Origin of the sequence: Nocardioides sp. CPCC 205120 (genome assembly GCF_048654585.1) — a bacterium.
Lineage (GTDB): Bacteria > Actinomycetota > Actinomycetes > Propionibacteriales > Nocardioidaceae > Nocardioides.
In genome coordinates, this window is record NZ_JBMCYY010000001.1 from 257,911 (window position 1) to 282,125 (window position 24,215).

Consider the following 24,215-nt stretch of genomic DNA (forward strand, 5'->3'; position numbering starts at 1 on the left):
GTCGGCGCCTGACTGCGCCTGACGCACCCGACGGTGCGGGTCGTCAGCCGATCTGGATGGAGACCTCGTTCGACGCCAGCCCCGTGCTGTCGTCGATCGCGCGGATCCGGTTCTCGCCCGGCCTCCCCAGCGCGATGTAGGTGGAGAACAGCCCGCCGGAGACCGACGTGTTGGCGGCGATGTCGTTCCAGCTGCCGTCGGTGAACCGCTGGATGGTGAGGATCGCGCCGTCGCCCCCGGTGTAGACGCCCGAGATGTCGATGCGGTCCATGACGCCGGCGCTCGTGGTGCTCGTCTGCAGCGTGATCGCGGGCGCGGCGGCGGTCGTGGTGGTCGTCTCGACCGGCTCGGGCTCCTCGGAGTCCTCGGCGGCGGGCTCGCCCTCCTCCGGCGTCAGCGTGATGAGCGGCCCGGTGGGCGAGTCGGTGAGGCTCACCTCCGGCAGCACCAGCGTGGGCTCCGCGGCCTCGCCGCCCCCGCCCCCGCCACCACCGGTGAGGCCGAGCACGCGCACGCCGCCGAGGGCCACGAGACCCACGATCAGGCCGACGACGAGGCCCACCCCCACGAGGGCGATGACGCCCACGAGCACGGGCCGGTCGTCGTTCTCGTCCACCACCGCGGTGACTCCCTCGGTCTCGTCCGTGCCCGCGCACCGCGGGCCGTTGGTCGGCCATTCTCGTCGCGGGTGTCAAGCCGACCAAACGGGCGACCGGACCCCACCGCGCTCACGACGCGGCGACGACCTCCCAGACGGGCGCGGCGCCCGTCTTCTCGTCCCCGCAGCTCTGCCGCCGCGCGGGGCCCGGACGCGAGGCCACCCGGCAGCGCACGACCTCCTCGGCACCCGCGCCGGCCACGCCCCCGGCGCGCGCCACGGCGAGGACCACCTCGTCCCCCACGACCTCGAGGACCCGCACCGCGTCGAGCCCGGTCAGCCCCGTGGTCGCCCGCACGTGGAGCTCCGCCGCCTGGGCCGCCGCGGGCAGGCCGGACGCGCCGCGGGCCACGGCGGTCGGGACGTGCCCGTCGGCCAGGGCGGCGCAGGCCGCGAGCGCCCCGTCCGGGTCGAGTCGGCCCAGCGCCACCCCCGACGGCAGGGCCAGCAGCGTCGCGGAGAAGCGGTGACCGCCGAGGTGGGTGGTCTCCCAGGTCGCGTCGGGCCAGCGCTCCGCGAGCGCCTGGGCCACCGGGCGGCCGAGCTCGGCGCAGCACACGTCGCGCCGGCCGTTGGTGCACACGAGCCACAACGGGTCCGGGTACGGCGTCGCTCCCGGCAGCGCGCCCCGGGCGACGTCGTCGGTGGTCGTGCCCAGCAGGGCGGCGAGGTCGGGCAGCAGGGCCGCGGAGACGGCGTACCCGGCGCCCTCGCGCCGCGCGGCGAACACGTACCGCGGCCCGTCCGGGCGTCGCCCGGGTCGCCGCACCAGCTGCACCCGCACGCCGCGCAGGCCGCCGAGGTGGGCCGCCACGTCGGGCGGCAGGTCGCTCTCCCGCAGCGCCTTGCGACCCCAGGGGCCGGGCTGCTCGACGAGGAGTCAGGTGTCGTCGGTCGGTGCGGTGCCGGCGAGGGGCTCGGCGTCGGCCGCGCTCGCGGCGGCGCAGCGGAACGTCACAGCAGCCCCTTCCGGCGGGCCAGCGCGGCCGCCTCCGTGCGGCCGGAGGCGCCGAGCTTGGCCAGGATGTTGGAGACGTGCACCGAGACCGTCTTGACGCTGATGAACAGCTGGCGGGCGATCTCCCCGTTGCTGCGGCCCTGCGCGACGAGGCCGAGGATCTCCCGCTCGCGGGAGGTCAGGGGCTCGCTCGTGCGGTCCGGCTTGGCGGCGCGTGCTCCCCCGCGGCCCGTCGCGCCCGCGCCCGGCGTGCGGCGCCCCAGCACGGGGGCCAGGTCGGCGCGCAGGGGGCCGAGCCCGAGGCGCTCGGCGGTGCGGTCGGCGGCCGTCGCCACCTCCCGGGCGGCCGCGGCGTCGCCGGTCGCGCGCAGCACCACGGCGAGCCGTGCCCGCACCTGCGCGAGCAGGGAGGAGTTGCGGGCCGCATCGGCGGTCTCCTCCGCACGCCGCCAGGCGGCGACGAGCTCGCCGGGGTCGGGCGGGTCGAGGTCGGCGGCCCAGCGCCACCGCAGCCACTCGGCCGAGAGCCGCGCCGCCCACGCCTCGCCCTCGGGCCCGAAGCCGGTGCCCGACTCGCGGACGTCGGCCAGCACGCGGCGCCCGTCCTCGACCAGCCGCTCGGCCTCGGGGGCGAGCCGACGACGCTCCTCCTCCGACAGGCCCACCCCGTCGCGGCCCAGCGCCGCGGAGCCGAGCACGCCGAGCGCCGTCGCGGCGAGCCGCAGCCGGGCCGGGAAGTGCTCGCGCCAGGTCACCGTCACGCAGGCGACGAGCGCGTCGTACACCTCGAGGGCGGCCGCGGGGTCGCGCTCGTGCTCGGCGACGGTGAGCTCGGCGGTCGCCGCGTTGACGGCGAGCAGGCCCTCCTCGCGCCAGCGGTCGCGCAGGGAGCGCGCGCGGGCGAGGGCGTCGCTCTCGCCCCGGGCGGCCGCGACGCGCACGGCGAGCGCGAGCAGCCACGCCTCGCTGAGGGCGGGCGGCGTCTGCCCGGCGACGTCGGTCAGCTCGAGCACGCTCTCCCAGTCGCCCTGGTCGAACGCGACCGACGCGAGGTGGAAGCGGCAGTCGAAGGCGTAGGGCGCCCACGGCGTGCCGGCCGCGGCCCCCCGCCGTACGCCGCGGGCGAAGGCGTCGGCGGCCAGCTGGTGCTCGGCCCGGTCCTGGTGGAGGCGACCCAGGAAGAAGAGGGCCCGCAGCTCGGCGTCCACGGCGCGCGCGGCCCGCGCCCGGCGCGCGACGGTCTCCATCGAGGCCCGGACCTCGTCGACCGGCCCGTCGCGCTCGAGGCCCACGAGCGTGGCGAGCGAGTCGCTGGCCAGGCGCGGGAGGTCGTGGCGCTCGGCCAGGCCCAGCGCCTCCAGCGCCACCCGGCGCGCGTCGTCGGGGTCGCCCCACGCGGTCAGCGCCCGGGCGTGGAAGCCCAGCGCCCGCGCCCGCACGGCGACGGGCGCGTCGACGGTGAGCTCCACGGCCTCGCGCGTGTAGCCGAGGACGTCCTCGGTCGTGTCGGCCATGCCGAGCGCGGTCGCGAAGGCCGTGAGCACCTCGCCCCGCACCGCGTCGGGCACGTCGGGCGGCAGGGTCTCCAGCTGCTCGCGCGCCACCGCCGCGGCGCGGGCGACGTGGCCGGCGGCGACGAGGGCGGCCACCGCGCGCGTCACGAGGTCGGCGAGCTCGGTGACCGCGACGACGACGCCCGGCGCGCCCAGCAGCTCGAGCGCGTGCTGGTAGTGCTGGGCGGCCTCCTCGGGCGCGCCCACCCGCATCGCGTCGCCGCCGGCCTCGACGCTGGCGCGCACCGCGGTGGTCGGGTCCTGCCCCAGCCGCGCGTGCCGGGCCAGCTCGGCGGCCGTGCCGGACGCCCGCCCGTCGGCGATCGCCTCCGCGTAGGCGGCGTGGAGCCGCACCCGCTCGCCGGGGAGGAGGTCGTCGTACACCGCCTCCGCCAGCAGGGCGTGCCGGAAGACGTAGGAGCCGTCGCTGCGCGGCTCGAGGACGTTCATCTCCACCGCGTGGCGCAGGGCGGCGTCGAGCCGCTCGGGCGCCAGTCCCGACGCGACGGCCAGCAGCTCGTGGCTCACCCGGCGCCCCGAGACCGACGCCACCCGCACGACGCGCGTCGCGTCGTCGTCGAGGCGGTCGAGGCGCACGAGGAGGAGGTCGGCGAGGTCCTCGGGCAGCCCGTCCCCGCCGGCGGCCACCACGAGCTCCTCGGCGAAGAACGCGTTGCCGTCGGCGCGGTCGACGATGGCCGCGATCTCCGCCTCGCTCAGCCGCTCGGCCGGCCGCGAGCGCTGGCGCGCCAGCCCGCGCACCAGCCGGCGCACGTCCGGCGGCGGCAGCGGGTCGACCTGCAGGCGGCGCACGTCGGGCAGCCGCGCCCACTCCGCGACCTGCCGGCGCAGCGGGTGGCGCCGGTGCAGGTCGTCCGAGCGGTAGGACACGACGACCGCCACCCGCGCCCCGAAGGGCCGGGTGAAGAGGAAGGAGAGGAGGTCGCGCGTCGCCTGGTCCGCCCAGTGGGCGTCCTCGACCACGACCAGGTACGGCGCGTGCGCGGCCGCCGCCTCGAGCAGCGCGTGCACCGCGGGCAGCAGGTCGCCGCGGGCGAGGCTGGTCGCGTCGTCGGCCTCGCCGGTGCGCATCCGGCGGCCGGGCTGCAGGCGGGCCAGCGCGGGGTGGGTCTCCACGACGGCGGCGACGACCTCGGGGAGGTCGCGCTCGAGCCGGCCGAGGATCTCGGAGAACGGCAGGTAGGGCAGCGCCGAGTCGGCGAAGTCGAGGCAGTGCCCGGCGTCGACGCGCCAGCCGTCCGCGACGGCGCGGTCGCGCAGCTCGCGCAGCAGCCGGGTCTTGCCGACGCCCGCGTCACCGGCGACGAGCACCGACGGCGGCAGGTCGTCGGGCGCCGGGGGACCCGAGACGTCCGCGGCGTCCGAGCGCGCGGCGCCGATGCCCAGCCAGGCGCCGAGCTGGTCCAGCTCGGCGCCCCGTCCGACCAGCGCCGAGCCACGGGAGACCACCACGGGTCCCATGATCGCCGACGACGGCGTCGGGCGCCGCGTCCGGTCGGGCGGGGAGGGGGTCAGCGGTAGCGGCGGCGGCGGCGCTCGGCGTCGGTACGGGTGTCGCGGCGGGGGAAGAAGCGGCGGACCTCCTCGGCGCGGTGGCGGGCCTCGGCGACGAGGTAGTCGGGGGTGGCGAACACGGGGGCCTCCTGCGGGGGCGGGTCGGTGCGGGTCGGTCGGCTCCCGGCGGGAGCCTGCGTAGCAGGCTCCCGGTCTGAGGTAGCCCCGCACATCGGGCGCGATCCCTAGGTCGCGCCCCGTCCTCTCCCGGCCACCTCAGGAGAGGTGACCCGGGCCACGCCCACGGGCCCTGGGAGACTGCGCGCATGGAGTTCTCCGAGGTGGTCCGCCGCCGGCGGATGGTGCGCCGCTACGCCGACCGGCCCGTCGACCCCGCGCTCGTCGACAAGGTGCTCGAGCACGCCACCCGGGCGCCCAGCGCCGGGTTCAGCCAGGGCTGGGCGTTCCTGCGCCTCGACACCCCGGTCGACGTCGCCCGCTTCTGGGAGGTCACCTCCCCGGCGCACGCCGACCCCGAGGGTCGCTGGCTCTCCGGGATGCGCACCGCCCCGGTCGTGATCGTGCCGCTGACGTCGAAGGACGCCTACCTCGACCGCTACGCCGCCCCCGACAAGGGCTGGACCGACCGCGACGAGGCCCGGTGGCCGGTCCCCTACTGGTACGTCGACGCGGGCATGGCCACGCTGCTCGCGCTCCAGACGGTCGTCGACGAGGGCCTGGGCGCCTGCTTCTTCGGCATCACGCCCGAGCGGGTCGGTGACTTCCGCGAGGCGTTCGGCGTGCCCGCGTCGTACCAGCCGCTGGGGGCCATCACGATCGGCCACCGGCACCCCGAGGACACGGGGTCCTCGGGGTCGCCCGCGCGGCGGGAGCGCAGGGCGGTGGCCGACGTGGTGCACCGGGGGTACTGGGGCTCCTGAGACGACCGGCCAGGGACCCTCACGCCCGCGCCCTCCCTCCCCGGGTGGTGGTCGCCGAGCCTGTCGCCGGCGCAGGCTCGACGCGCCAGTGCGCCGTGCTCGCCCGGGCGATCGCGACCTGGCGCTCCACGTGGGCGCGGTCCACGCGCAGGACCGCCGCGGCGACGTCGTCGAAGGGCGACCGGGCCGTGCGCACGCCGGTGTCCCGGCCGTACGCGTCGAGCACACGGTCGGCATGGACGTCGACCCCGAAGGCGGGGATCTCCCCCGCCGTCAGCTGCCGCACCTCGGAGGCCAGCAGCACCGGGTCGACGGCGGGCGGCAGCACGGCCAGCCGCGCGAGGACGCGCCGGCGGTCGGTGTCGGCCGTGAACCGTGGGTGGGTCGCCATCCGGGCGACGAGGGCGTACGCCATGGTCGGGCGGAGGATCATCCGCACGCGTCCCGCGGGGAACACCCGGAGGACGCGCGCGACGACCTCCTCGGGGGCGGCCGCGACGCGGGCCAGGCAGGTCTCGAGCGCGCCGACCACGGCTTCCGCGTCGCCGGGCCCCGGGCGGTCCCCGCGCAGGGCCTCCGGCGTGTCGACGGTCACCGGTCGCATCTCGAAGCGGACCTCGTCGGTGCCGGCGCCCTCGACGTGCCAGGCGCGGAACGGCGAGGTGCTCCCCGCGCGGTAGTCGAGCGCACCGAAGTCGAAGTCCTCCCCGAACGGTGTCGAGAGCAGGCCGGTGGCGTCGACGTCCTGAGCCGCGGCAGCGCCGAGGCTGGGCGTGAACAGCGCCTCGGCGTCGACGACGACGGGGCGGCCGTGCCGGTCGGTCAGGAGGTTCTCGTAGTGGACGTCGGTGCCGCGCAGCAGGTGCAGTGCGGCCAGGTGCACACCGAGCATCGCGAAGTGGTCAGGGTGCCGGGTCGGGCCGGGTGCGACGTGCTCCACCCAGGTCAGACCGGCCCGCTCGACGACGGCGGGCCGCGGGAGGTCGAGGCCGAGGGCCTCGCGACCGAGCCACGCGGAGAACTCGGCGTACCCCGCCTCCACCGCGGCGGAGCGCGGCTTGACGACGCACCGGGCGCCGGAGGAGGTGGTGAGCACGAGGACGCTGCGCCCGCCACCGTGGCTGTCGCCGCCCACCAGCACGTCGACCACCTGGTCCCCGACCGGGACGCCCAGTGCAGGCGCGACCTCGTCCCAGTGTCGCGCGGTCGCCGCGAGCACGTCGGTCAACGCGTCCGCGCGCCGGGCCGCGAGGGCGGACGCTCGGGGCAGGAGGTCGGGGTGGCGGGCCTCGATCCGCGCCCAGCCCGCCGGCGAGAGCAGCGCGGCGACCCACCGTCCGTACCGGTCGCGTGGATCGTCGCCCACCAGGGCGCCGGCAGCGCGGTCCTCGGCCAGCAACCCCATCAGGGGGCGCACCACCTCGTCGGCGACGAGCCGGCGGGCCGCCTCCTCCAGCCGCGCGGCGACCCGGGGGTGACCACCGACGACGGGCAGCGCGGTCAGCCGCGCGACCGCCGGCGCGACGGCGGGCCGCACGACCGCGGCGACGACCGCGCCGAAGACGCCGTCGTCGTGCACCTCGTCCGCCCCGTCGCCGGTGGTCGTCGACCGCCAGCCGGGGGCGCCGTGCGGGGGCAGGTCGTCGTCGAGCCCGTCCGCCCAGGCCAGGAGGGCGTCGACGTCGTCCTGGCCGGCGAGCTCCGGGAAGACCTCGCGCCAGGCCGGGGCGCTCACCGGCGTGCCCCGGTCAGAGCTGCGGCAGCATCGTGGTGTCGTGCTTCGACGTCAGGCAGTGCAGCGTCGAGAGGCTCGGCATGCCCGTGAGCGTGGCGAGGTGCTCGATCGCGGCCTGCTCGGCCAGCTCCTCGGCGAGGGATCCGGCGGCGTCCGGGGCGACGGGGCGGGCGACGGGACGGGCAAGAGCAGCGTTCGACATGTCATCTCCTTCATCGCCGGCTCCCTGTCGGAGCCGCTCCGTACGTCGACAGTACGAGCGCCGCGACCCGGTCCGCATCCGTCACGCAGGGGAGACAGGCGGTCCGGTCCTCCCCCGTGCGGGGGAGACGCATACTTCGCCGCAGGCGGGGAAGGACAGGCGGAGTCGCTCGGGAGGGGAGCCGATGTCAGGTGGGGGGATCGCGCGCCTGTACGGGATCGACGGGGGCTGGACGCGCCCGGTCGACGTACCGCGCGCGCTACGCGTCGACCTCGTGCTGACGTGCGTCCTCGTCCTCGGCGCGGCCGCCTCCATCGAGACCGCCCGCAGCCTCGGGTCGCTCGACACGACGGAGCTCGGCACGCTCGGCACCTACCTGTGGATCCTCGTGCCCGTCACGACGCTGGCGCTGCGGCGGGTGGCCCCGCTCACCGTCCTCGGCGTCGCGCTGGTGCACTACGTGGTGACGGCGGTCGGGCTGCCCGAGGTCTCGCCCGTCTTCGCGCTGCAGGTCTACTACTTCTTCGCCCTCTTCAGCGCGATCGCGTGGGCGCGCCACCGCCTCGCCGCCCTGGTGATGACCTTGCTGACGGCCGCGGCGTCCGCGTTCTGGGTCGTCGCCGAGCTGCTGCTGCACGACGCCCTCGACACGCTGGCGCCGCTGCCGGTGCTCGGCCTGTTCAGCCCGCCCGTCGCGGCGCTGCTGCAGGTCGCGCTCAGCTCGCTCACCTTCTTCCTCGCGGCGTCGCTCGGCGGCCTGGCCGCGTGGTGGTCGGCGCAGCGGGAGGCGAGGGCCCGGGAGCAGGCCGTGACCATCGCGACCCAGGCCGACCAGCTGCGCCAGCGCTCCGTCATCGAGGAGCGCCTGCGCATCGCCCGCGAGCTCCACGACGTCATCGGCCACCACGTCTCGCTGATCGGCATCCAGGCCGCGGCCGCACGCGCCGTGCTGCGGACCTCCCCCGACGACGCCACCACCGCGCTGCAGGTCGTCGAGCAGGTCTCGCGCAGCGCGACGCGCGACCTCCGCCTGCTGCTCAACGCCCTGCGCGTGCAGCAGGCCTCGGAGGCGGACCTCGGCGCGACCGCGGACCTGGACGAGCTGCAGCACCTGCTGGAGACCTACGAGGCCTTCGGCCTCGAGGTGAGCACCCGGACCGAGGGCGAGGTCGACGCCGTGCCCGGGCCGGCCGCCCTCGCGGCGTACCGCCTGGTGCAGGAGGCGTTGACCAACGTCGTGCGCCACTCCCAGGCGGACGCGGCCACCGTCACCTTCACGGTGACCGAGCGCACCGCCGACGCCGGCGTCATCGCCGTCGAGGTGCGCGATCCCGGACCCGCCCGCGACACCGCGACCTCCGGATCCCGCATGGGTCTGGTCGGCATGCGCGAACGGGTGGAGATCCACGACGGTGACCTGCACGCCGCACCCACAGAGGAAGGAGGGTTCGTGGTGAACGCCCGGCTGCGCTGGGACGCCACCACGACACGTCCATGAGCGAGTCCACCGGGTCCGCAGGGACCACCGAGAGACCGGTTCGCGTGCTGCTGGTCGACGACCAGCAGCTGGTGCGCGCCGGCTTCTCCCTCCTGTTCAGCGTCGACCCGCGGCTCGAGGTCGTCGCCGAGGCGTCCGACGGTGTCGCGGCGCTCCAGGCCGTGCGCACCCACGCGCCGGACGTGGTGCTGATGGACATCGAGATGCCGCGGATGAACGGCATCGAGGCCACCCGCGAGATCGTCGCGTCGAGCTCCTCGCGCGTCCTCATGCTCACGACCTTCGGGGACGAGGAGAAGGTGCTCGCCTGCCTCCAGGCCGGCGCTGTCGGGTTCCTGCTCAAGAACACCGACCCCTCCCACCTCACGGACGCGGTCATCAGCACCGCTGCCGGCCACAGCCTGCTGGCCCCGGAGGTCACCCGTCCCGTCATCACCCGCGGACTGGAGTCGGCGAGCGCCGACCAGGTCGCGATCTCCCCGGCGAACCGGGCGGCGATCGACCAGCTCACGGAGCGCGAGTCGGAGGTGCTGCGTCTCGTCGCACGCGGCCTGTCGAACGCCGAGGTGGCCGCCGAGCTGTTCGTCGGCCCCGCGACCGTGAAGACGCACGTGTCGTCGTGCCTGGCCAAGCTGGGACTCGCGAACCGCGTGCAGCTCGTCGTCTTCGCCTTCGAGTCCGGGTTCATGGCCGCGGGCGAGGGGGACTAGGGGCCGCAGCAGCCCGTCGTACGGGCTCCCCACGCGGCCGGTCGATCTCCCCCGCGCGGCCGATGCGACGCTCCGTCGAGCGGACTAGCGTCGATCCCCCGCAGGTTCCGACGACCAGGCGAGAGGAGCGGCCTCCCGGCATGGACCGACCACGACCCCTGGTGCGACTCGCCTCGGGCTCCGTGCCGACGGAGACCCTGGAGGCCGAGATCGCCCGGACGCTGGTCGAGGCTCCCCCCGACGAGGTCGGGCGCTCCTTCGGACAATGGCTCGGCGCCCTCTGGGCGGTCGGTGAGTGGCTGCGCGAGCAGCACGCCGGCCCGCCCACCGGCACGTCCACCGGCACGTCCACCGGCACGGCGCCGACGTGGCGCCGGCCGGCGTGGCTGCCCGCACCGCACCGGTCGTCCCTCGAGACCTGGGGCGGGCTGATGGCCCGCGGCGAGGCGCGCCTGCACGGCCCGCTCGGGCTCGACCGGATCCGTCGCCCTGCGCCCGACCTCGTCGAGATCGACCCCGGCGGCGGCAGCGGCGACCCCGCGGCGGACGTCGGCGGCGTCGTCGCCGACCTGCTGCGTCTGCAGTGGCTCGGGGGACGCGCCGGAGCCGACCGGATCCCCCGACTCGTCGTCGCGTTCACGACCAGCTACTGCGGCCTCCCGGCGACGGGGCGCCTCGACGAGGTCGCGCTGCGCCGGGCGATCGCCCTCCGCAGCGCCCACCGCGCCGGGGCCGACGACGCCGAGGCGAGCCGCGCCCGGCTGCGCGCGCTGGTGGAGCAGTCCTGGCTCCGGGTCGACGGGTAGCCCCGGGCACCTCGACCGCACGCGACACGGCCCCCGACCAGACCGGTCGGGGGCCGTGCGGCGTCCGGGGCTCAGCGCGGTGTCACCAGCCTCCGGCGCCCGCGCCGGGGCCACCGCCGCCGGAGGGGCCCTCGCCCCCTCCCGTGGCGGCGCCCACCGCGGCACCGACGCCGGCGGCGCCCACCACGACGGCGGTCGCCTTCCCGCCCGCGACGACGCCCGCCACGAAGGCGGCCGGCGTGGCCAGCACGGGTACGGCGGTGTCCGGCCCGGAACGGCCGATCGGACCCACCAGGCGCGGGTCGGAGTTCACGTGGTCGAGCAGCATGCGTCCCTCATCTCGTCGGGCTCCGACCCCCTGGTTCCGGGGCGTCGGAGCGATGTCGCACCTGAACGGCCAGGAGGCCGCGATCCACCCTCCACGCGGACCACGGCCTCCGGCTCGTCGTACCTCAGCGGGAGGTCACTCGCCCCCGCCGTTGACGGCACCACCGACGGCGGCACCCACGCCCGCGGCCCCCACGACCACGGCCGTGGCCTTGCCGCCCGCGACGACACCCGCCACGAACGCCGCCGGCGTCGCGAGGACGGGCACGGCGCGCTGGTCGTCGAGGATGAGGTGCGACTCGGCGTTGACGCGGTCGATCATGTTCTTCGTCATCTTCTCGGTTCCTTCTGTCCTGGTCTCGGTGTCAGTTGACGACGGTGCGGTAGGCGGCGTACGCGGCACCGGTGACGGCACCGCCGCCCACGACGGCACCGGCCACCTTGGCGGCGACGGCCGGGGTGGCCACGGCCGCGGCCGGGGTCGCCATGACGGGCACCGCGGACTCCGAGGCCGGCAGCGCGAGCTTGCCGTCGAGGCGCGGGTCCGAGTTCACGTGGTCGAGCATCATGGTTCTGTCCTCTCGTCGTGCTCCGGGTCCGTCCCGGAGCGGGGGGTGCTCAGCGCCGGACGGGCTGAGACATCTGGGGGCGACGGGCGGCGTCCGCCCGGGTCGCCGGGGTGCGGCTACTTGTTGACGGCGGTGTACGAGGCGGCGGCGACGCCGATGGCGGCCGTGACCTTCACCGTCGCGGGCACCGCGACCAGCGCCGTGGGCGTGGCGAGCACCGGGGTGATGCTCTGGGCCTGCCTGCGGCCGATGGTGCCCCGCAGTCCGGGGTCCGCGTTGACCTGGTGCAGCAGCATGACGTTCTCCTTCGTAGTGGTGGACCGGTGGGTGGGGGAGCTCAGGCGGGCAGCAGCGCGGCCGGGTCGCGCTCGGCCGCGGGGCCGTCCTCCAGCTGGCTGCTCGCGAGGGTGCGGTAGGCCTCGTTCGAGCAGTACAGCTCCTCGTGGGTGCCGCGGGCGACCAGGCGTCCGTCGGCGACCAGCAGGATCTCGTCGGCGGCGCGGACGGTCGACATGCGGTGCGCGATCACCAGGACGTGGCGCTCGGCTGCTGCCACGCGCATGGCCTGGTTCAGCGCGGCCTCGGACGTCGAGTCCAGGTTGGCCGTGGCCTCGTCGAGCAGGAGCACGCGCGGGTCCCGCAGCAGGGTGCGGGCGATCGCCAGGCGCTGGCGCTGCCCGCCCGAGAGACCCAGTCCCTGCTCGCCCAGCTCGGTGTCGAGCCCCGCGGGCATGGCGGCCACGACGTCGGCGAGCTGCGCCTGGCGCAGGGCCCGCCACATCTCCTCCTCGGAGGCGTCCGGGGCGCCGTAACGCACGTTGGAGCGCACGGTGCCGCGCATCAGCGGGCAGTCCTGCTCGACCAGGCCGACCTGGGTGCGGAGCTCGGCGAGGTGGAGCGCCCGGGTGTCGACCCCGAAGAGCCGCACCCGTCCCTCGTCGGGGTCGTGGAAGCGCTCGACCAGGTTGAAGATCGTCGACTTGCCGGCACCCGAGACGCCCACGACGGCGGTCATCCCGACGCGCGGGAGTTCGAAGTCGAGGCCGTGCAGGACGCGGTGGTCGGAGCCGGGGTAGGCGAACGACACGTCCTCGAACGACACGGAGGTGGTCGCCGAGTCGTCGGTCAGGGCGGTCCCGCCCTCCTCCTCCTCGAGCCCCATGACCTCGTCGAGGCGGTCGATCGCGGCCCGTGCCTGCTGGATGTCGGCGATGCCCATGAACAACGTCACGAGCGGAGCGACGACGTACAGGACGTACATCACGAACGCGGAGAGGTCCGCGAGGCTCAGCTGGCCGCTGACGGCACGGCTCATTCCCCAGGCGACGACCACGACGAGCGCCAGCTGGGTGCCGACGTTCATCACGGGCGTGAAGAACGCGCTGGTCAGGATGACGCGCACGCCGCTGCGCCGCGCCTGCTCGGCCGTCGCGCCGAGCGCGTCCTGCTCGGCGCCCTCGTTGCCGCACGCCTTCACGGTCGAGACGTTCGTGACGACGCGGAGCAGCTCCTCGCCGAACGCGCTGGTGTCCTTGCGGTTCTGCACCGACTGGCGGCGGATCCGCCGGGCGAGGCCCAGGCAGGCGGCGCTGGCGAGGGCGAGGACCGCCAGGGTCACGAGCAGCAGCCGCCAGTCGATCCACACCATGACGGCGAGGCACCCCAGCACGGTGAAACCGGACGTGACGACCTGGGCCAGCGAGGAGGACAGGGCGAGCCGGGCGACCGCGGTGTCCGAGACGCCGCGGGTCATCAGGTCGCCCTGGCCGTACCGCTGGAAGCCCGACAGGTCGGCGCGCAGGAGCTTGCCCACGAATAGCGAGCGCATGGTGGCGACCAGCTGCTCACCGACCGAACCGATCAGCCAGAAGCTCAGCGCTCCCAACAGCAGGTCGGCCACGAAGAGGAGCACCAGCACGGCGACGGCCGCGCGCACCGGCTCGCCCGCCGACCACCTCTCCACCACGCCGCCGACCAGCAGCGGCTGCACGAGGGTGGCCGCAGCACCGACGAGCCCGACGAGGATGCCGGCGACCAGCAGCCACCGGTCGCGGAGGGTGAACGCGTGGCGGATCATCGGCCGCCCTCCCGCTCCAGCACGAACCAGTCGAAGGGTCCGAGGTCCTCGGCCGGCTCCTGCGCCACGAGGCGCAGGCCGACCCGGCCGGCCAGGGCGACGAGGTCGTCGGGCTCGATCAGGAGCACCGTCTCGTCGAAGGCCGTCGGGGTGCTGCCGTCATGGGGCGTCACCACCGTCGACACCGTCATCGTCGACCCGTCGATGCGGGTCGTCACAGCGGTGCTGCTGGGGTGGTGCTGGTTCTCGACCTCGACGGTGCCGACCTGCGCGAGCAGGCGGTACGTGGCGCTGGAGTAGTAGTCGAAGGCGAACCGCGCACCGGGCTCGAGGACGGTCGCGACATTGGTCAGCGCCGCCTCCAGCTCCTCGAGCGAGCGGACGCAGGCCATCGAGCCGAGCGTCGACACCGCACCGCCGAAGGACCCCGGGGCGAACGGGAGCGCGGCGCGGAAGTCCGCGACGTGCGTCTCGAGGACGCCCGCCCCCGGCTTGGCCCGCAGCTCCTCGAGCATCGCGGCGGAGTTGTCGATGCCGACCACCGAGGAGGCGACCTCGGCGAGCGGCAGCGCGATCCGGCCGGTGCCCACCCCGATGTCGAGGACCCGGCGGCCCTCGACGTGCGGACGGCAGCGCTCCACGGTCGCCTCGACCGGGAGGGCGGCGCCGATGACGGCGTCGTAGACACCGGCCACGGGGCCGTCGTACTGGACGTCGGAGGCGAGGTCGCCGTCGCGTGCGTCGAGGGTCGTCATGCCGCCACCTCCGCCGTCTCGTCGTCGACCACGGGGGCGTAGTCGAAGACCATGTCGTAGACCGGCTTCTCGGAGTGGTCGTAGCCCGCGTACCGCACGAGGAGCACCTGGAAGTACGGGAAGCCCTCCTCCGGCTCCACCCGCGTGCGCACGAAGTCGTTGATGAGCCGGACCGCCGCCTCGCGCGCCGCGACCTGCGTCGGCACCGCCGCCGCCCGGTTCTGCATCAGCGTGGCCGCCACGTCGAAGATCGCCTTCTCGTGGCGCCGGCCCGGGAACCACAGCGCGTGGCCCCAGCGACGCGGCTCGATGTCGTACACCGTGCGCCACTCCGAGTGCTCCTGCTGGTCGGCGTCGGCCAGCCGGTAGAGGAAGTGCTGGTCCTCGACCGCGGGGTTGGGCGCGAAGAACCGCCAGTTGGGGATCAGCACGCCCGTCCCGGTCCGGTCGAGCTTGCGCGCACGGTCGTAGCTGCGCTCGGGGTGCTGCGAGAGCACCGTGGCCACGAACCAGGTGGCGAACCCGGCGCACACCGCCTTGTCAACGACCCGCATGGTGGGTCACCTCTTCCGTCCGGTGGGTGGGGGCGACGCGCTCGGCGTCGGTCCCGGGGGTGATGGCCTCGCGCACCGCCGCGGCCACGGCGTCGAGCGACGCCGGCGAGCCGACGATGCCGAGGTGGGTCGTGCCGGGCACCTCGACGAGGCCCCCGCCGGCGGTGCCGCTGGCGACGTAGGAGTCGAACATCTCGCGCTGCTCCGCGGAGCCCTCGAGGGTCTCGGAGGCGCCGACCACGTGCACGGGCACGCCGAGGTCGGCGAGCGGCAGACCGCCGTCGAGCATGAACGGGTAGGTGTAGCGCCACTCACGCAGAGCCGTCGTCCAGGTGGACAGCGCGGAGAGCTCGTCACGCAGCCCGCGCAGGTAGGGGTTGCCCTCGCTGACCCGCAGCGCGCCGGCCTTGTCCATCAGCAGGCCGCCGCCGAGGGCGACCGTGACGGGACCCGTGCGCAGGCTCAGGTCGAGACCCTTCGAGCCCAGGCGCTGGCCGCGGCTCGCCACGAGCTCCTGCGGGTGCATCGGGTCGACGAGGACGAGGCCGGTCAGGTCGCCGAGCAGGCTCGCCGCGCGGTGCGCGATGTAGCCGCCCAGCGAGTGCCCCACCAGGGTGACGTCGGCGCCGTCGGCCTTCAGGGCACGCACCACGTCGACGAGGTCGGAGACCGACTCGCCCAGGTGGTAGGGCTCCGACTGGCCGCGCCGGGAACGGCGGTACCCGGCCCGGTCGTAGACCGTGACGGTGCAGTCGGCCGCGAGCCGCTCGGCCAGCATCAGCCACGAGGTGGAGGTGTTCATCAGCCCGGCCTCGAAGAAGAGCTCCGGTGCGCCGGGGCCGGCCTCGCGGCGGTGGACGGACAGGACGTTGGAGGTCTCCCCTACGACCTCGTGCCGCTGCCAGCCGCGGTGGTGGGCCTGGTTCGTGCGGATGCTGGCGTGCGCCTGGTGGGCCAGGCCGAGCCCGAGGACCGCACCGGAGATCGCCGTGAGCGAGGAGCCGAAGCTGGTCATGCCGCCACCAGCTCTCGACGCGCGAGGCTGCGCAGCGCGGGGTACGTCGAGACGAACGCCCAGGCGAAGCGCGAGAGGCCCATCAGCCGGGCGTTCGCGACGTGGAAGGAGCCCATGGCGAGCAGCCCGGCGTCGATGTAGCGGCCCTTCTGCAGCATCAGGAGCGGGAAGCCGGCCTCCATCGCGAGCACCGAGTGGCACAGCATCCGTGCGAGCACCGGGTGCTGGCGCAGCAGGGCGTGGAACTGCTCGTCGCCGTAGGTCTGGGTGCGCATGATCTTCACGAGCGCGTCCCCCGAGCGCCAGTCCGCGCCCGGCACCTTCGCGACGCCCGCCGCGCAGTAGGAGAGCGCGGTCTGCGCGCCGATGAACTCGATCGCGGCCCGCCGGGTGGTGTCCGTGCCACCCGCGCGGCCGATGCCCGCCGCCGACTGCACCAGGAACGAGACCTGGTCGGAGCCGTCGGTGCCGTACAGGTGGCGGGGGTACAGCACGATCTGGGTGCCCGCGAGGTAGAGGTTGGCCGCCGCACGGACCCGGTCGTCGGCCAGCCGCGAGACCAGCAGGCCGCCGGCCACGAGCCGGCTCCCGTGCAGGGCGGTGGTGACCGACTCCTTCGCCACGGCGTCGCGCAGCCGCTGGGCCCAGCGGGACTTGGCCGGGACCTGCTGCCGCGTGTTCGCCCAGTGGTTGAGGCCGCCGCGGCGACGGTCCTGCCGGCGCACGAGGTACTCGGCGCTGGAGAGCACCTGGGTGATCGCGGAGACGCGCTCCGCGGTGCCCAGCGGCGACGCCAGGGCGGCGCCCAGACTCTCCCGCAGCCGGGTCGCGATCCCCGTCGCTACGGGGACCTTCGTGGGTGTGGTCATCGTGCTTCCTCCTTCGGCGGGTGGGTGGGCGCTGGCGGTGGGCTCAGTCCGCGAGCCGCAGGGCGTCGCGGACGGTCAGCCGCGAGCGCGTCTGCATGAGCGAACGGCGGTAGATGTGGGCGGCGAACCGGACGCAGGCGAACGAGAACGCGGCGAGGACGGCGAGGGAGAGGAACGGCTCCCACCAGAGGGCCTCCCCGGCGAGCACCCGGGCCGGCATGGCGACCACGTTGGCGATCGGCACGTACGACGCGACCGCCAGCCCCGTGCCGCTCAGGAACAACCCCACCGGGACCACGATGATGAGCAGGATCGAGACGGGGGTCGCGGTGTGTTGCAGGTCCTCCTGCCGGGTCGCCAGGGCGCCGGCCATGGCCCACAGGGCGGCGACCGACAGGTACCCGACGGCGAAGAACAGCGCGAACCAGATGCCGGTCAGGCCCAGCTCCGGCAACCCGACCGGTGCGCCGGTCACCGCGAGGACGGTGACCGCGGCGCCGGCCATCGCGGCCACCTGGATCGAGGCGACGACGGCGCTGCCGACGATCTTGCCGAGCAGCAGCGAGCGCAGCGGGATGAGGGAGGCGACGATCTCGACGATCCGGTTCTGCTTCTCCTCGAGCACCGACTGGGCGACGAGCGCGCCGAACATCAGGGCGCACAGGTAGAAGGCCCCGGCCAGGGCGATGGCGGCGACGCGCACGGTGCCGTCGCCGACCTGCCCGTCCTGCAGCTCGCGGGTGGCGAGGGGGTCGCCCCCCTCGAGGTCGGCGAGGTCGATCCCGGCGGCTGCGGCGTTGTCCGCGAGCAGCGCCTCGGCGTGGGCCTGCTGCACCAGCGTCGCGCTGCGCGACTCCGTGCTGCCCCGACCCACCAGCTCGTTGCCGCCCGCGACCAGGCCCAGCTCGGCCTCGTCGTCCTCGACCGCCGCCTCGACCGCCGCGTCGTCACGCACACGCTGGACGTCGATCGCGAGCCCGTCGTCAGCAAGCTCACCGGCGCGCTCGACCAGCTGCTCCGAGGTCGCGTCGCTGGTGGCCACCGTGACGGTCTGGTCCCCTCCGCCCAGGAAGGCTGCGGCGCCGAGCGAGAGCGCGATGCTGACGATCGTCAGCAGGAGCGACAGTGCGAACCCCTTGTCCCGCACCTTCAGCCCGATCTCGCGGCCGGCGACGATGCGCCAGACGCCTCCCGGGGGGCGGGCGCCGGTCGGGCCGTCGGGCCCCGTCGCGGCTCGCGGCGTGTCGTCGTGGCGTCGATCAGGCTGCAGCTGCAACACCGGAGGTCACCTCCCGGTAGACGTCGGAGAGGGTGGGGCGCACCTCGACGAGCTCGCGGACGCTGCCGCGCCGGGTCGCCTCGGCCAGCAGGTCGTCGGTCGTCCAGCGGTGCAGCCGCAGCAGCACCGCGTCGTCCTCGACGTCGAGCACGTCGACCTCGCTGCGTCCGTGCAGCCAGTCGGGGGAGCCACCGAGACGGATCCGGTGGCGGACCTCGCCCCGGGCCCGGAGCTCAGCGGGCGTGCCGGAGGCGGCGACGCGGCCGTCCGCGAGGACCACGAGGCGGTCGCACAGCCGCTCGACCAGGTCGAGCTGGTGCGAGGAGAACAGGATCGGCACGCCGCGGCGCGCGTTGTCCCGCAGCAGGTCGCTCATCGCGTCGACGGCGCGGGGGTCGAGCCCCGAGAACGGTTCGTCCAGCACGAGGGCCGCGGGGCAGTTCACCAGGGCGGCAGCCACCTGCACGCGCTGCTGGTTGCCCAACGACAGCGACTCGAGGGCGTCGGCGCGGCGGTCGCCCAGACCGAGCCCGTCCAGCAGCTCGACGGCCCGCTCGCGCGCCTGCCGCCGGCCGGCACCGGCGAGGCGTCCCAGGAAGACGAGCTGGTCAAGGACCGGCTGCTTCGGGTAGAGCCCGCGCTCCTCCGGCATGTAGCCGATCCGGCGCCGGTCGTCGGCCGTGATCGGCCGGCCGTCCCAGAGCACCCGGCCGCCGTGGGCAGCCAGGAGTCCGAGGATCATCCGCATCGTGGTGGTCTTGCCGGCGCCGTTGCCGCCGACGAAGCCGACCATCTCGCCGACGGGCACGGTGAACGACACACCGTCGACGACGGCGCGGTCGCCGTAGCGCCTCGAAACGTTCTCGACCTCGAGCATCTTCCGCCCCTCTCCGTGAATTCGAGAACGACGTTATGGCGATGTCCGGAAAGGGCGGATCCGCCGTTGTGAGGAAAGCGACGAGGTATTTCTTCCCCCCTGCGGGGGATGCGTCCGGGCCTTCCTCCGCCGCACGTCGCGACCCGGCGACGGCCCCCGTCCGGGCACGACGACGGGCACGACGACGGGCACGACGACGGGCACGACGACGGGCACGACGACGGCGCCGGAGACCGTCAGGGTCTCCGGCGCCGTCGTCGGGTGTGGGGGACTGCCCCCCGGGGCGTCAGGCCAGGCTGCGCAAGGCCGAGCGGGCCGCGAGGTAGCCGCACATCCCGTGCGCCCCGGCGCCGGGAGGCGTCGAGGCGGAGCAGAGGAACGCACCGGGCACGCCGGTCGCGTAGGGGTCCGCCGCCACGCGCGGTCGGAAGACGAGCTGGCGGAGGTCCCCGGCCCCGCCGATGACGTCACCGCCGTCGAGGTTCGCATTCTTCTCGAAACCCTGCGAGACGGATCTCGAGGCGGTGGCGAGAATGCGATCCTTGAATCCGGGCGCGAATTCCTCGATGCGCGAGACGATCGAATCCGTGGCGTCGCCGTCGTAGCCGTGGGGCACGTGCGCGTACGCGTAGACGGGGTGCACGTCGCCCTTCGAACGGGTCGGGTCGGCGAGGTGCTGCTGACCCACCAGCACGAAGGGGCGGGCGGGCATCCTGCCGGCGACCACCTCGCGCTCGGCGTACGCGACCTCGGACAGGTCACCGCCGACGTGCACCGTGCCCGCCCGGCGCGACTGCTCGTGGCGCCACGGCACGCCGCCCTCGACGGCCAGGTCGACCTTGAAGACGCCGGGCGCCGGCACGTAGCGCTCGAAGGCCCGTCTGACCCGCGCCGGCAGCCGGCGACCGAGGATGCGGGCCGCGGCGGCGGGCCGTGTGTCGAGCAGGACCAGGTCGGTCCCGAGCTCGTCGATGCTCGTGACGCACCGCCCGGTCTCCAGGCGCACGCCGAGCTCCTCCGCGCGGCGCAGCGAGGCGCGGAGGATCGCCTCCGAGCCGCCCACCGCGACCGGCCAGCCGTCGGCGTGGGCCGCGGTGGTCAGCATGACCCCGATGGCCGAGGAGAAGACGGAGTCGAGCGGGCGCATCGCGTGCGCGGCCACGCCGCCGAAGAGCGCGGCCGCTGCGGGTCCGCGCCAGGCCCGGGCCAGCAGGGTGGCCGGCGCGGCGCTGCGCAGACCGAACCGGGCGAGCGCGAGGGGGTGGGACGGCACGTGCAGCACCGGACCCATGACCTCGCGCGAGATCGCCCCGAACCGCTCCACGAGCGGTCCGAACACCTGGGCCCACCGGCGACCGTCGTCCCCGAGCCCCGCGGCGGTCGCAGCGACCGAGCGCTGGAGGACCGCCCCACCTCCGGCCGCGAGGGGGTGCGCCAGCTCGTGCGGCGCCCACGCCCAGCGCAGTCCGGCGCCCTCGAGCTCGACGGACCGCAGGTAGGGGGAGGACGGCCCCAGCGGGTGGAAGGCCGCGCACTCGTCGTGCAGCAGCCCGGGCAGTGTCAGCTCGCTGGTGCGTACGCCGCCGCCGAGCCGGTCGGCGGCCTCGACCACGGTGACGCGGACGCCGGCCCCGGCCAGCGTGAGCGCGGCCGCCATGCCGTTCGGGCCGCTGCCGACCACGGTTGCCGTCGTCATTCGTCGTGCTCCTCTCATCCGGGCCCGACCCCGGGGGCGGTGGGACGCGAGGCGGGCCGGCTCTCGCCGGCCCGCCTATCCTGGGTGACGTGCGGAGTGGTCCGCCCTCCACGCGGACCACTCCGTCCTCACCGCCGGCGACGCCCCGTCTCGGCGCCGCCGAAGATGCACACGTAGGTGGCCTGGCCCGTCGGGATGTTGATCGTGATCCCCGCGCTCGTCACGTTGGTGATGGTCGTGTGGGTCATCACGGGCACGACCCCGCCGGCCGCGAGGGGCGCCAGGGCTCCCTGCAGGTGCGGGTCCGCGTTCACCGCGTCGATCATCACCCGCCGGTTCCCGCCGTCCGCGCCCATCACGCGTTGCTCCTGCTGCCGCCGAACATCAGGGCGGCGACGATCCCCACCCCGACCGCGAGGATCGCGGCGGGCGCGATCGCGTCGAACGTGATGTAGGCGATGGGGAGCGCGAACATCGCCACCACCACTCCGAGCCAGTAGTTCGCCATGGTCCTTCTCCTCGTGTCGCGTGCGAGTGCGTGTGCTGTTCCGGTGACCACCACGCTAGGAGCGCCCCGCGGGTGCCGGATCCCCCTGACGGTTGAATCGGCCCGGGCCTTCCTCCTCCGCACGGGGGAGGCGCCGGTCCGGGCGAACGTCCGGCGCGAGCGGGTCGGCGGGAGTACGGTGCGCCCACCGGGAGAGCGAGGGGGCCGCGTGGAGACGAGCAGGATCGTGGAGGCGCTGCGCGCGCTCGTGCGCGTGCCGACGGTCTCGCGCCGCGCCCCGGAGGTCGTCGAGCCGGGGGTGTTCGCGCGGCTCCACGCGGAGCTGGCGACCCACTTCCCGCTCCTCCACGAGCACCTGGAGCTGGTGCGGGTGGGCGGGGACGCGCTGCTGTTCCGCTGGCGGGGCACCGGCGACGGCCCGGCCGTCGTGCTGATGGCCCACCTCGACGTGGTGCCCGTCGACGGCGAGGCGCCGTGGACCCACCCGGCGTTCGACGCCGTGGTCGCCGACTCCCCCGAGGGCCGGGCGATCTGGGGCCGCGGCACGCTCGACGACAAGGGCAGCGTCGTCGGCGTCTGCGCCGCGGTCGAGCGCCTGCTGGCCGAGGGGTTCACCCCGGCCCGCGACGTCTGGCTGTCGTTCGGCAGCGACGAGGAGGTCTCGGGCACGACGGCACAGGCCGCCGTCGACCACCTGCGTGACGCCGGCGTCGCGCCGTGGTTCGTGCTCGACGAGGGCGGCGCGGTCGCGGGCGGGGCGTTCCCCGGCGTCACCACCCCGATGGCCGTCGTCGGCGTGAGCGAGAAGGGCACGACGCTGTTCGAGGTGCGCGCCACCGGCCGGGGCGGGCACTCCTCGACCCCCGCGCGCAACGGGCCTACCGCCCGCGTGGCCCGGGCGGTGCTGGCGATCGACCGGGCGCCGATGCCGGCGCGCCTGCCGGCCCCGGCGGTCGAGCTGTTCCACCGCCTCGCCCCCCACGCCCCTGCCCCGCTGCGCGTCGCGCTCTCCGCGGCGGGCGGTCGGCTGACCCCGCTGCTCACCCGGGCGCTCGCGGCCGCCGGCCCCGAGGCCGCCGCCCTGACCCGCACGACGCTGGCCACCACGATGCTGTCCGGGTCGCCGGCGCCCAACGTCATCGCCTCGACCGCCACGGCCGTCGTCAACGCGCGCATCCTCGTCGGGGACACCGTGGCCAGCGTCCACGACCACCTGCGCCGCGTCGTCGGCGACCACGCCGAGGTGAGCGTGCTCGAGCCGGGCGAGCCGAGCCCGGTCTCGCCGTACGCGGGCGACCCGGCCTTCGCCCTCCTCGAGGCCACGACGGCCGAGGTGTTCCCCGAGGCGGTGCCGACGCCGTACGTGATGATGGCGGCCACCGACTCCCGCCACTTCACCGCGATCTGCGAGCGCGTCTACCGCTTCGCGCCGTTCCCGATGAGCAAGGCGCAGCGCGAGGCGATCCACTCCTACGACGAGCGCCTCACCGTCGAGGGCCTGCTGCGGGGCGTCGACTGGTACGCCGCCCTCCTGCGCGGGCTGCCCGCGTGAGCGCCCTGCGACCCGGCGAGCCGCGCACCGGCGGCCCGGGAGGCTCGGGCGGCTCGGGAGGCCCGGGAGGCGCCGGCGGCACCGCTCTCGTGCCGGGGCTGTGGGCGATCGTCGGGTTCCTCGTCGCCGTCGAGCTGGCGAGCGGGGTGCTGCAGGGCTACTACACGCCGATCTTCTCCGACATCGCCGACCACCTCCGGATCCCCGAGGGCGACGTCAACTGGTTCGAGGCGGCGCAGCTCATGGTGTCCGCGCTGGCGGTGCCGCTGCTCGCGCGGCTCGGCGACCTGTGGGGCCACCGCAACGTGCTGCTCGTCTCGACGGCCGTCACCGCGCTGGGCTCGTGGATGCTCGCGTTCTCGCCGGGGTTCTGGACGTTCCTCGTCGGCTGGGCGCTGCAGGGCGCCTACGTCGTGTGGCTGCCCGTCGAGGTCGCCATCATCCACCGCCGCACCTCCGCCACCCGCGAGCAGAACCGGCTGACGCGGCGGGCCGCGGCGGTGCTCGTGGCGGCGCTGGAGGCGGGCGTCATCGTGGGCGCGCTGACGAGCGGCGCCCTGGTCGAGGCCACGTCGATGCCGGTGCTGCTGGCCCTGCCCGCCGTGGCGGTCACCCTCTGCTTCGTCGTCATCTGGTTCGGCATCGAGCGGGACCCGGGGGTCGCGACGGGCGGCTACGACTTCGTCGGCCTCGGCCTGCTCACCGTCGTGCTCGGCCTCGTCATGGCGGGTCTCGTCGTCGTGCGGCTCGAGGGCGTCGGCTCGCCCTGGCCGTGGCTCCTGCTGCTCGCGGGTGCCGCCGCGCTGTGGCTGCTGGTGCGCGTCGAGGCGGCCATGTCCGAGCCGCTGGTGGACGTGCGGCTGCTGGCGACGCCGGGGCAGTGGCCGGTGCAGCTGACCGCGTTCCTGTTCGGCATGAGCGTGCTGGGCGCGCAGATCCCGCTCTCCACCTTCGCGCGCGCCGACCCCGACGAGGTCGGCTACGGCCTCGGGGTGGACGCGGCCACCGTCTCGACCTTCGTCGGGGTGTACGTCGTGACCATGCTCGTCGGCGCGCTCCTGCTGCCCCTCGCCACGCGGCTGCTCGGCCCCCGCGGGGCGATGGTCGGCGGGCTGCTGCTGGTGGCGCTGGGCTACGGGCTGTTCCTGCCGCTGCACGGCTCGGTGACCGAGATGCTCACCAACCTCGGCATCGCCGGGCTCGGCTCGGGCCTGCTCGTCGCCGCCCTGCCCGCGGCGGCCGCCGCCGCGGCGCCGCCCGACCGCACGGGGTTCGCGACCGGCATGACCAACGCGACGAAGACCGTCGGCGGGGCCATCGCCTCGGCCGTCTTCGCTATCGCCCTGACCGCGACGGGCTCGCTGGACGAGCCGGGCGTGGGCGCCGCTCCCCTGTCGGGCTACCTCACGGTCTGGGGCCTGTGCTCGGGGAGCGCGCTGCTCGCGGCGCTGGCCCTGCTCGCCGTACCCCGCGCGGGAGCGCCGACGCCGTCTCCCGCCACGGCGGTGGCTTCCCCCCGGTAGGTCCCGCCTCCTCGCCGGCTCACTCCTCCGAGTGGCTC

General features: G+C 75.3%; 25 protein-coding genes and 1 pseudogene. 6 read left to right on the forward strand and 20 right to left on the reverse strand.

The window, feature by feature from the left end; all coding sequences use genetic code 11:
- Nucleotides 1-43 precede the first annotated feature (43 nt).
- The 4 genes and pseudogenes from ACOACO_RS01300 to ACOACO_RS01315 all read right to left on the reverse strand — a co-directional run bounded on the left by ACOACO_RS01300 (nt 44) and on the right by ACOACO_RS01315 (nt 4,824).
- Nucleotides 44-619, reverse strand: a complete 576-nt coding sequence (locus ACOACO_RS01300) for a hypothetical protein (protein ID WP_420294447.1) — start codon at nt 617-619, stop codon at nt 44-46.
- A 109-nt stretch (nt 620-728) separates the two neighbouring features.
- Nucleotides 729-1,523, reverse strand: a pseudogene (locus tag ACOACO_RS01305) (sucrase ferredoxin); the annotation flags it as partial.
- Between the two features lie 89 nt (nt 1,524-1,612).
- The gene (locus tag ACOACO_RS01310) at nt 1,613-4,642 is read right to left on the reverse strand and encodes a helix-turn-helix transcriptional regulator (protein ID WP_420294448.1); all 3,030 of its coding nucleotides are present in this window, start codon (nt 4,640-4,642) and stop codon (nt 1,613-1,615) included.
- Nucleotides 4,643-4,701: 59 nt separating this feature from the next.
- Entirely contained in the window at nt 4,702-4,824 is a 123-nt protein-coding gene (locus ACOACO_RS01315) for a hypothetical protein (protein ID WP_420294449.1), read from the reverse strand.
- Nucleotides 4,825-5,010: 186 nt separating this feature from the next.
- Between ACOACO_RS01315 and ACOACO_RS01320 the strand changes: the two genes are divergently transcribed.
- Nucleotides 5,011-5,625 (forward strand): nitroreductase family protein, encoded by a 615-nt coding sequence (locus ACOACO_RS01320; RefSeq protein ID WP_420294450.1) that lies wholly within the window; start codon nt 5,011-5,013, stop codon nt 5,623-5,625.
- A 19-nt stretch (nt 5,626-5,644) separates the two neighbouring features.
- Here the strand turns inward: ACOACO_RS01320 and ACOACO_RS01325 are convergent, their stop codons facing one another.
- Both ACOACO_RS01325 and ACOACO_RS01330 read right to left on the reverse strand, forming a co-directional pair.
- Nucleotides 5,645-7,360, reverse strand: a complete 1,716-nt coding sequence (locus ACOACO_RS01325) for a DUF4135 domain-containing protein (RefSeq protein WP_420294451.1) — start codon at nt 7,358-7,360, stop codon at nt 5,645-5,647.
- Between the two features lie 13 nt (nt 7,361-7,373).
- Nucleotides 7,374-7,562 (reverse strand): hypothetical protein, encoded by a 189-nt coding sequence (locus ACOACO_RS01330; protein ID WP_420294452.1) that lies wholly within the window; start codon nt 7,560-7,562, stop codon nt 7,374-7,376.
- A gap of 184 nt (nt 7,563-7,746) precedes the next feature.
- Here ACOACO_RS01330 and ACOACO_RS01335 point away from each other — a divergent pair, with 184 nt between their 5' ends.
- From ACOACO_RS01335 to ACOACO_RS01345, 3 genes are all read left to right on the forward strand, one after another.
- Nucleotides 7,747-9,060: a sensor histidine kinase gene (locus ACOACO_RS01335; protein WP_420294453.1), complete on the forward strand. Its 1,314-nt coding sequence runs from the start codon at nt 7,747-7,749 to the stop codon at nt 9,058-9,060.
- On the forward strand, nt 9,057-9,770 hold the full coding sequence (locus ACOACO_RS01340; protein ID WP_420294454.1) for a response regulator: 714 nt from the start codon (nt 9,057-9,059) through the stop codon (nt 9,768-9,770). The genes ACOACO_RS01335 and ACOACO_RS01340 overlap by 4 nt, the downstream gene beginning before the upstream one ends.
- 140 nt (nt 9,771-9,910) lie before the next feature.
- Nucleotides 9,911-10,576, forward strand: coding sequence for a hypothetical protein (locus tag ACOACO_RS01345; RefSeq protein ID WP_420294455.1), 666 nt, complete (start codon nt 9,911-9,913; stop codon nt 10,574-10,576).
- An 82-nt stretch (nt 10,577-10,658) separates the two neighbouring features.
- Here ACOACO_RS01345 and ACOACO_RS01350 read toward each other — a convergent pair whose 3' ends face one another.
- From ACOACO_RS01350 to ACOACO_RS01415, 14 genes are all read right to left on the reverse strand, one after another.
- A complete protein-coding gene (locus tag ACOACO_RS01350; protein WP_420294456.1) occupies nt 10,659-10,904 on the reverse strand; it encodes a hypothetical protein in 246 nt (81 codons plus the stop codon).
- 135 nt (nt 10,905-11,039) lie between these two features.
- Nucleotides 11,040-11,237 (reverse strand): hypothetical protein, encoded by a 198-nt coding sequence (locus ACOACO_RS01355; RefSeq protein ID WP_420294457.1) that lies wholly within the window; start codon nt 11,235-11,237, stop codon nt 11,040-11,042.
- 31 nt (nt 11,238-11,268) lie between these two features.
- Nucleotides 11,269-11,472 (reverse strand): hypothetical protein, encoded by a 204-nt coding sequence (locus ACOACO_RS01360; protein WP_420294458.1) that lies wholly within the window; start codon nt 11,470-11,472, stop codon nt 11,269-11,271.
- A 116-nt stretch (nt 11,473-11,588) separates the two neighbouring features.
- Entirely contained in the window at nt 11,589-11,768 is a 180-nt protein-coding gene (locus ACOACO_RS01365) for a hypothetical protein (protein ID WP_420294459.1), read from the reverse strand.
- A 41-nt stretch (nt 11,769-11,809) separates the two neighbouring features.
- The gene (locus tag ACOACO_RS01370; RefSeq protein WP_420294460.1) at nt 11,810-13,549 is read right to left on the reverse strand and encodes an ABC transporter ATP-binding protein; all 1,740 of its coding nucleotides are present in this window, start codon (nt 13,547-13,549) and stop codon (nt 11,810-11,812) included.
- The gene (locus ACOACO_RS01375) at nt 13,546-14,304 is read right to left on the reverse strand and encodes a class I SAM-dependent DNA methyltransferase (RefSeq protein ID WP_420294461.1); all 759 of its coding nucleotides are present in this window, start codon (nt 14,302-14,304) and stop codon (nt 13,546-13,548) included. Before ACOACO_RS01375 ends, ACOACO_RS01370 begins: the two co-directional genes overlap by 4 nt.
- Nucleotides 14,301-14,858: a hypothetical protein gene (locus ACOACO_RS01380; RefSeq protein ID WP_420294462.1), complete on the reverse strand. Its 558-nt coding sequence runs from the start codon at nt 14,856-14,858 to the stop codon at nt 14,301-14,303. The genes ACOACO_RS01375 and ACOACO_RS01380 overlap by 4 nt, the downstream gene beginning before the upstream one ends.
- On the reverse strand, nt 14,845-15,873 hold the full coding sequence (locus tag ACOACO_RS01385; protein ID WP_420294463.1) for an alpha/beta fold hydrolase: 1,029 nt from the start codon (nt 15,871-15,873) through the stop codon (nt 14,845-14,847). Before ACOACO_RS01385 ends, ACOACO_RS01380 begins: the two co-directional genes overlap by 14 nt.
- Nucleotides 15,870-16,742 carry a hypothetical protein gene (locus ACOACO_RS01390; RefSeq protein ID WP_420294464.1) on the reverse strand — a complete coding sequence of 291 codons (873 nt, stop codon included), beginning with the start codon at nt 16,740-16,742 and terminating at the stop codon, nt 15,870-15,872. Before ACOACO_RS01390 ends, ACOACO_RS01385 begins: the two co-directional genes overlap by 4 nt.
- Before the next feature lie 43 nt (nt 16,743-16,785).
- Nucleotides 16,786-18,021 (reverse strand): ABC transporter permease, encoded by a 1,236-nt coding sequence (locus ACOACO_RS01395; protein ID WP_420294465.1) that lies wholly within the window; start codon nt 18,019-18,021, stop codon nt 16,786-16,788.
- Entirely contained in the window at nt 18,002-18,898 is an 897-nt protein-coding gene (locus ACOACO_RS01400; RefSeq protein ID WP_420294466.1) for an ABC transporter ATP-binding protein, read from the reverse strand. The genes ACOACO_RS01395 and ACOACO_RS01400 overlap by 20 nt, the downstream gene beginning before the upstream one ends.
- Before the next feature lie 286 nt (nt 18,899-19,184).
- Nucleotides 19,185-20,594: a phytoene desaturase family protein gene (locus ACOACO_RS01405; RefSeq protein ID WP_420294467.1), complete on the reverse strand. Its 1,410-nt coding sequence runs from the start codon at nt 20,592-20,594 to the stop codon at nt 19,185-19,187.
- 128 nt (nt 20,595-20,722) lie between these two features.
- Nucleotides 20,723-20,953: a hypothetical protein gene (locus ACOACO_RS01410; protein ID WP_420294468.1), complete on the reverse strand. Its 231-nt coding sequence runs from the start codon at nt 20,951-20,953 to the stop codon at nt 20,723-20,725.
- Nucleotides 20,950-21,102: a hypothetical protein gene (locus ACOACO_RS01415; RefSeq protein ID WP_420294469.1), complete on the reverse strand. Its 153-nt coding sequence runs from the start codon at nt 21,100-21,102 to the stop codon at nt 20,950-20,952. The genes ACOACO_RS01410 and ACOACO_RS01415 overlap by 4 nt, the downstream gene beginning before the upstream one ends.
- A 208-nt stretch (nt 21,103-21,310) precedes the next feature.
- Between ACOACO_RS01415 and ACOACO_RS01420 the strand changes: the two genes are divergently transcribed.
- Complete coding sequence (locus ACOACO_RS01420) at nt 21,311-22,654, forward strand: M20/M25/M40 family metallo-hydrolase (RefSeq protein WP_420294470.1); 1,344 nt, start codon at nt 21,311-21,313, stop codon at nt 22,652-22,654.
- On the forward strand, nt 22,651-24,177 hold the full coding sequence (locus ACOACO_RS01425; protein ID WP_420294471.1) for an MFS transporter: 1,527 nt from the start codon (nt 22,651-22,653) through the stop codon (nt 24,175-24,177). Before ACOACO_RS01420 ends, ACOACO_RS01425 begins: the two co-directional genes overlap by 4 nt.
- Nucleotides 24,178-24,215: the final 38 nt, after the last annotated feature.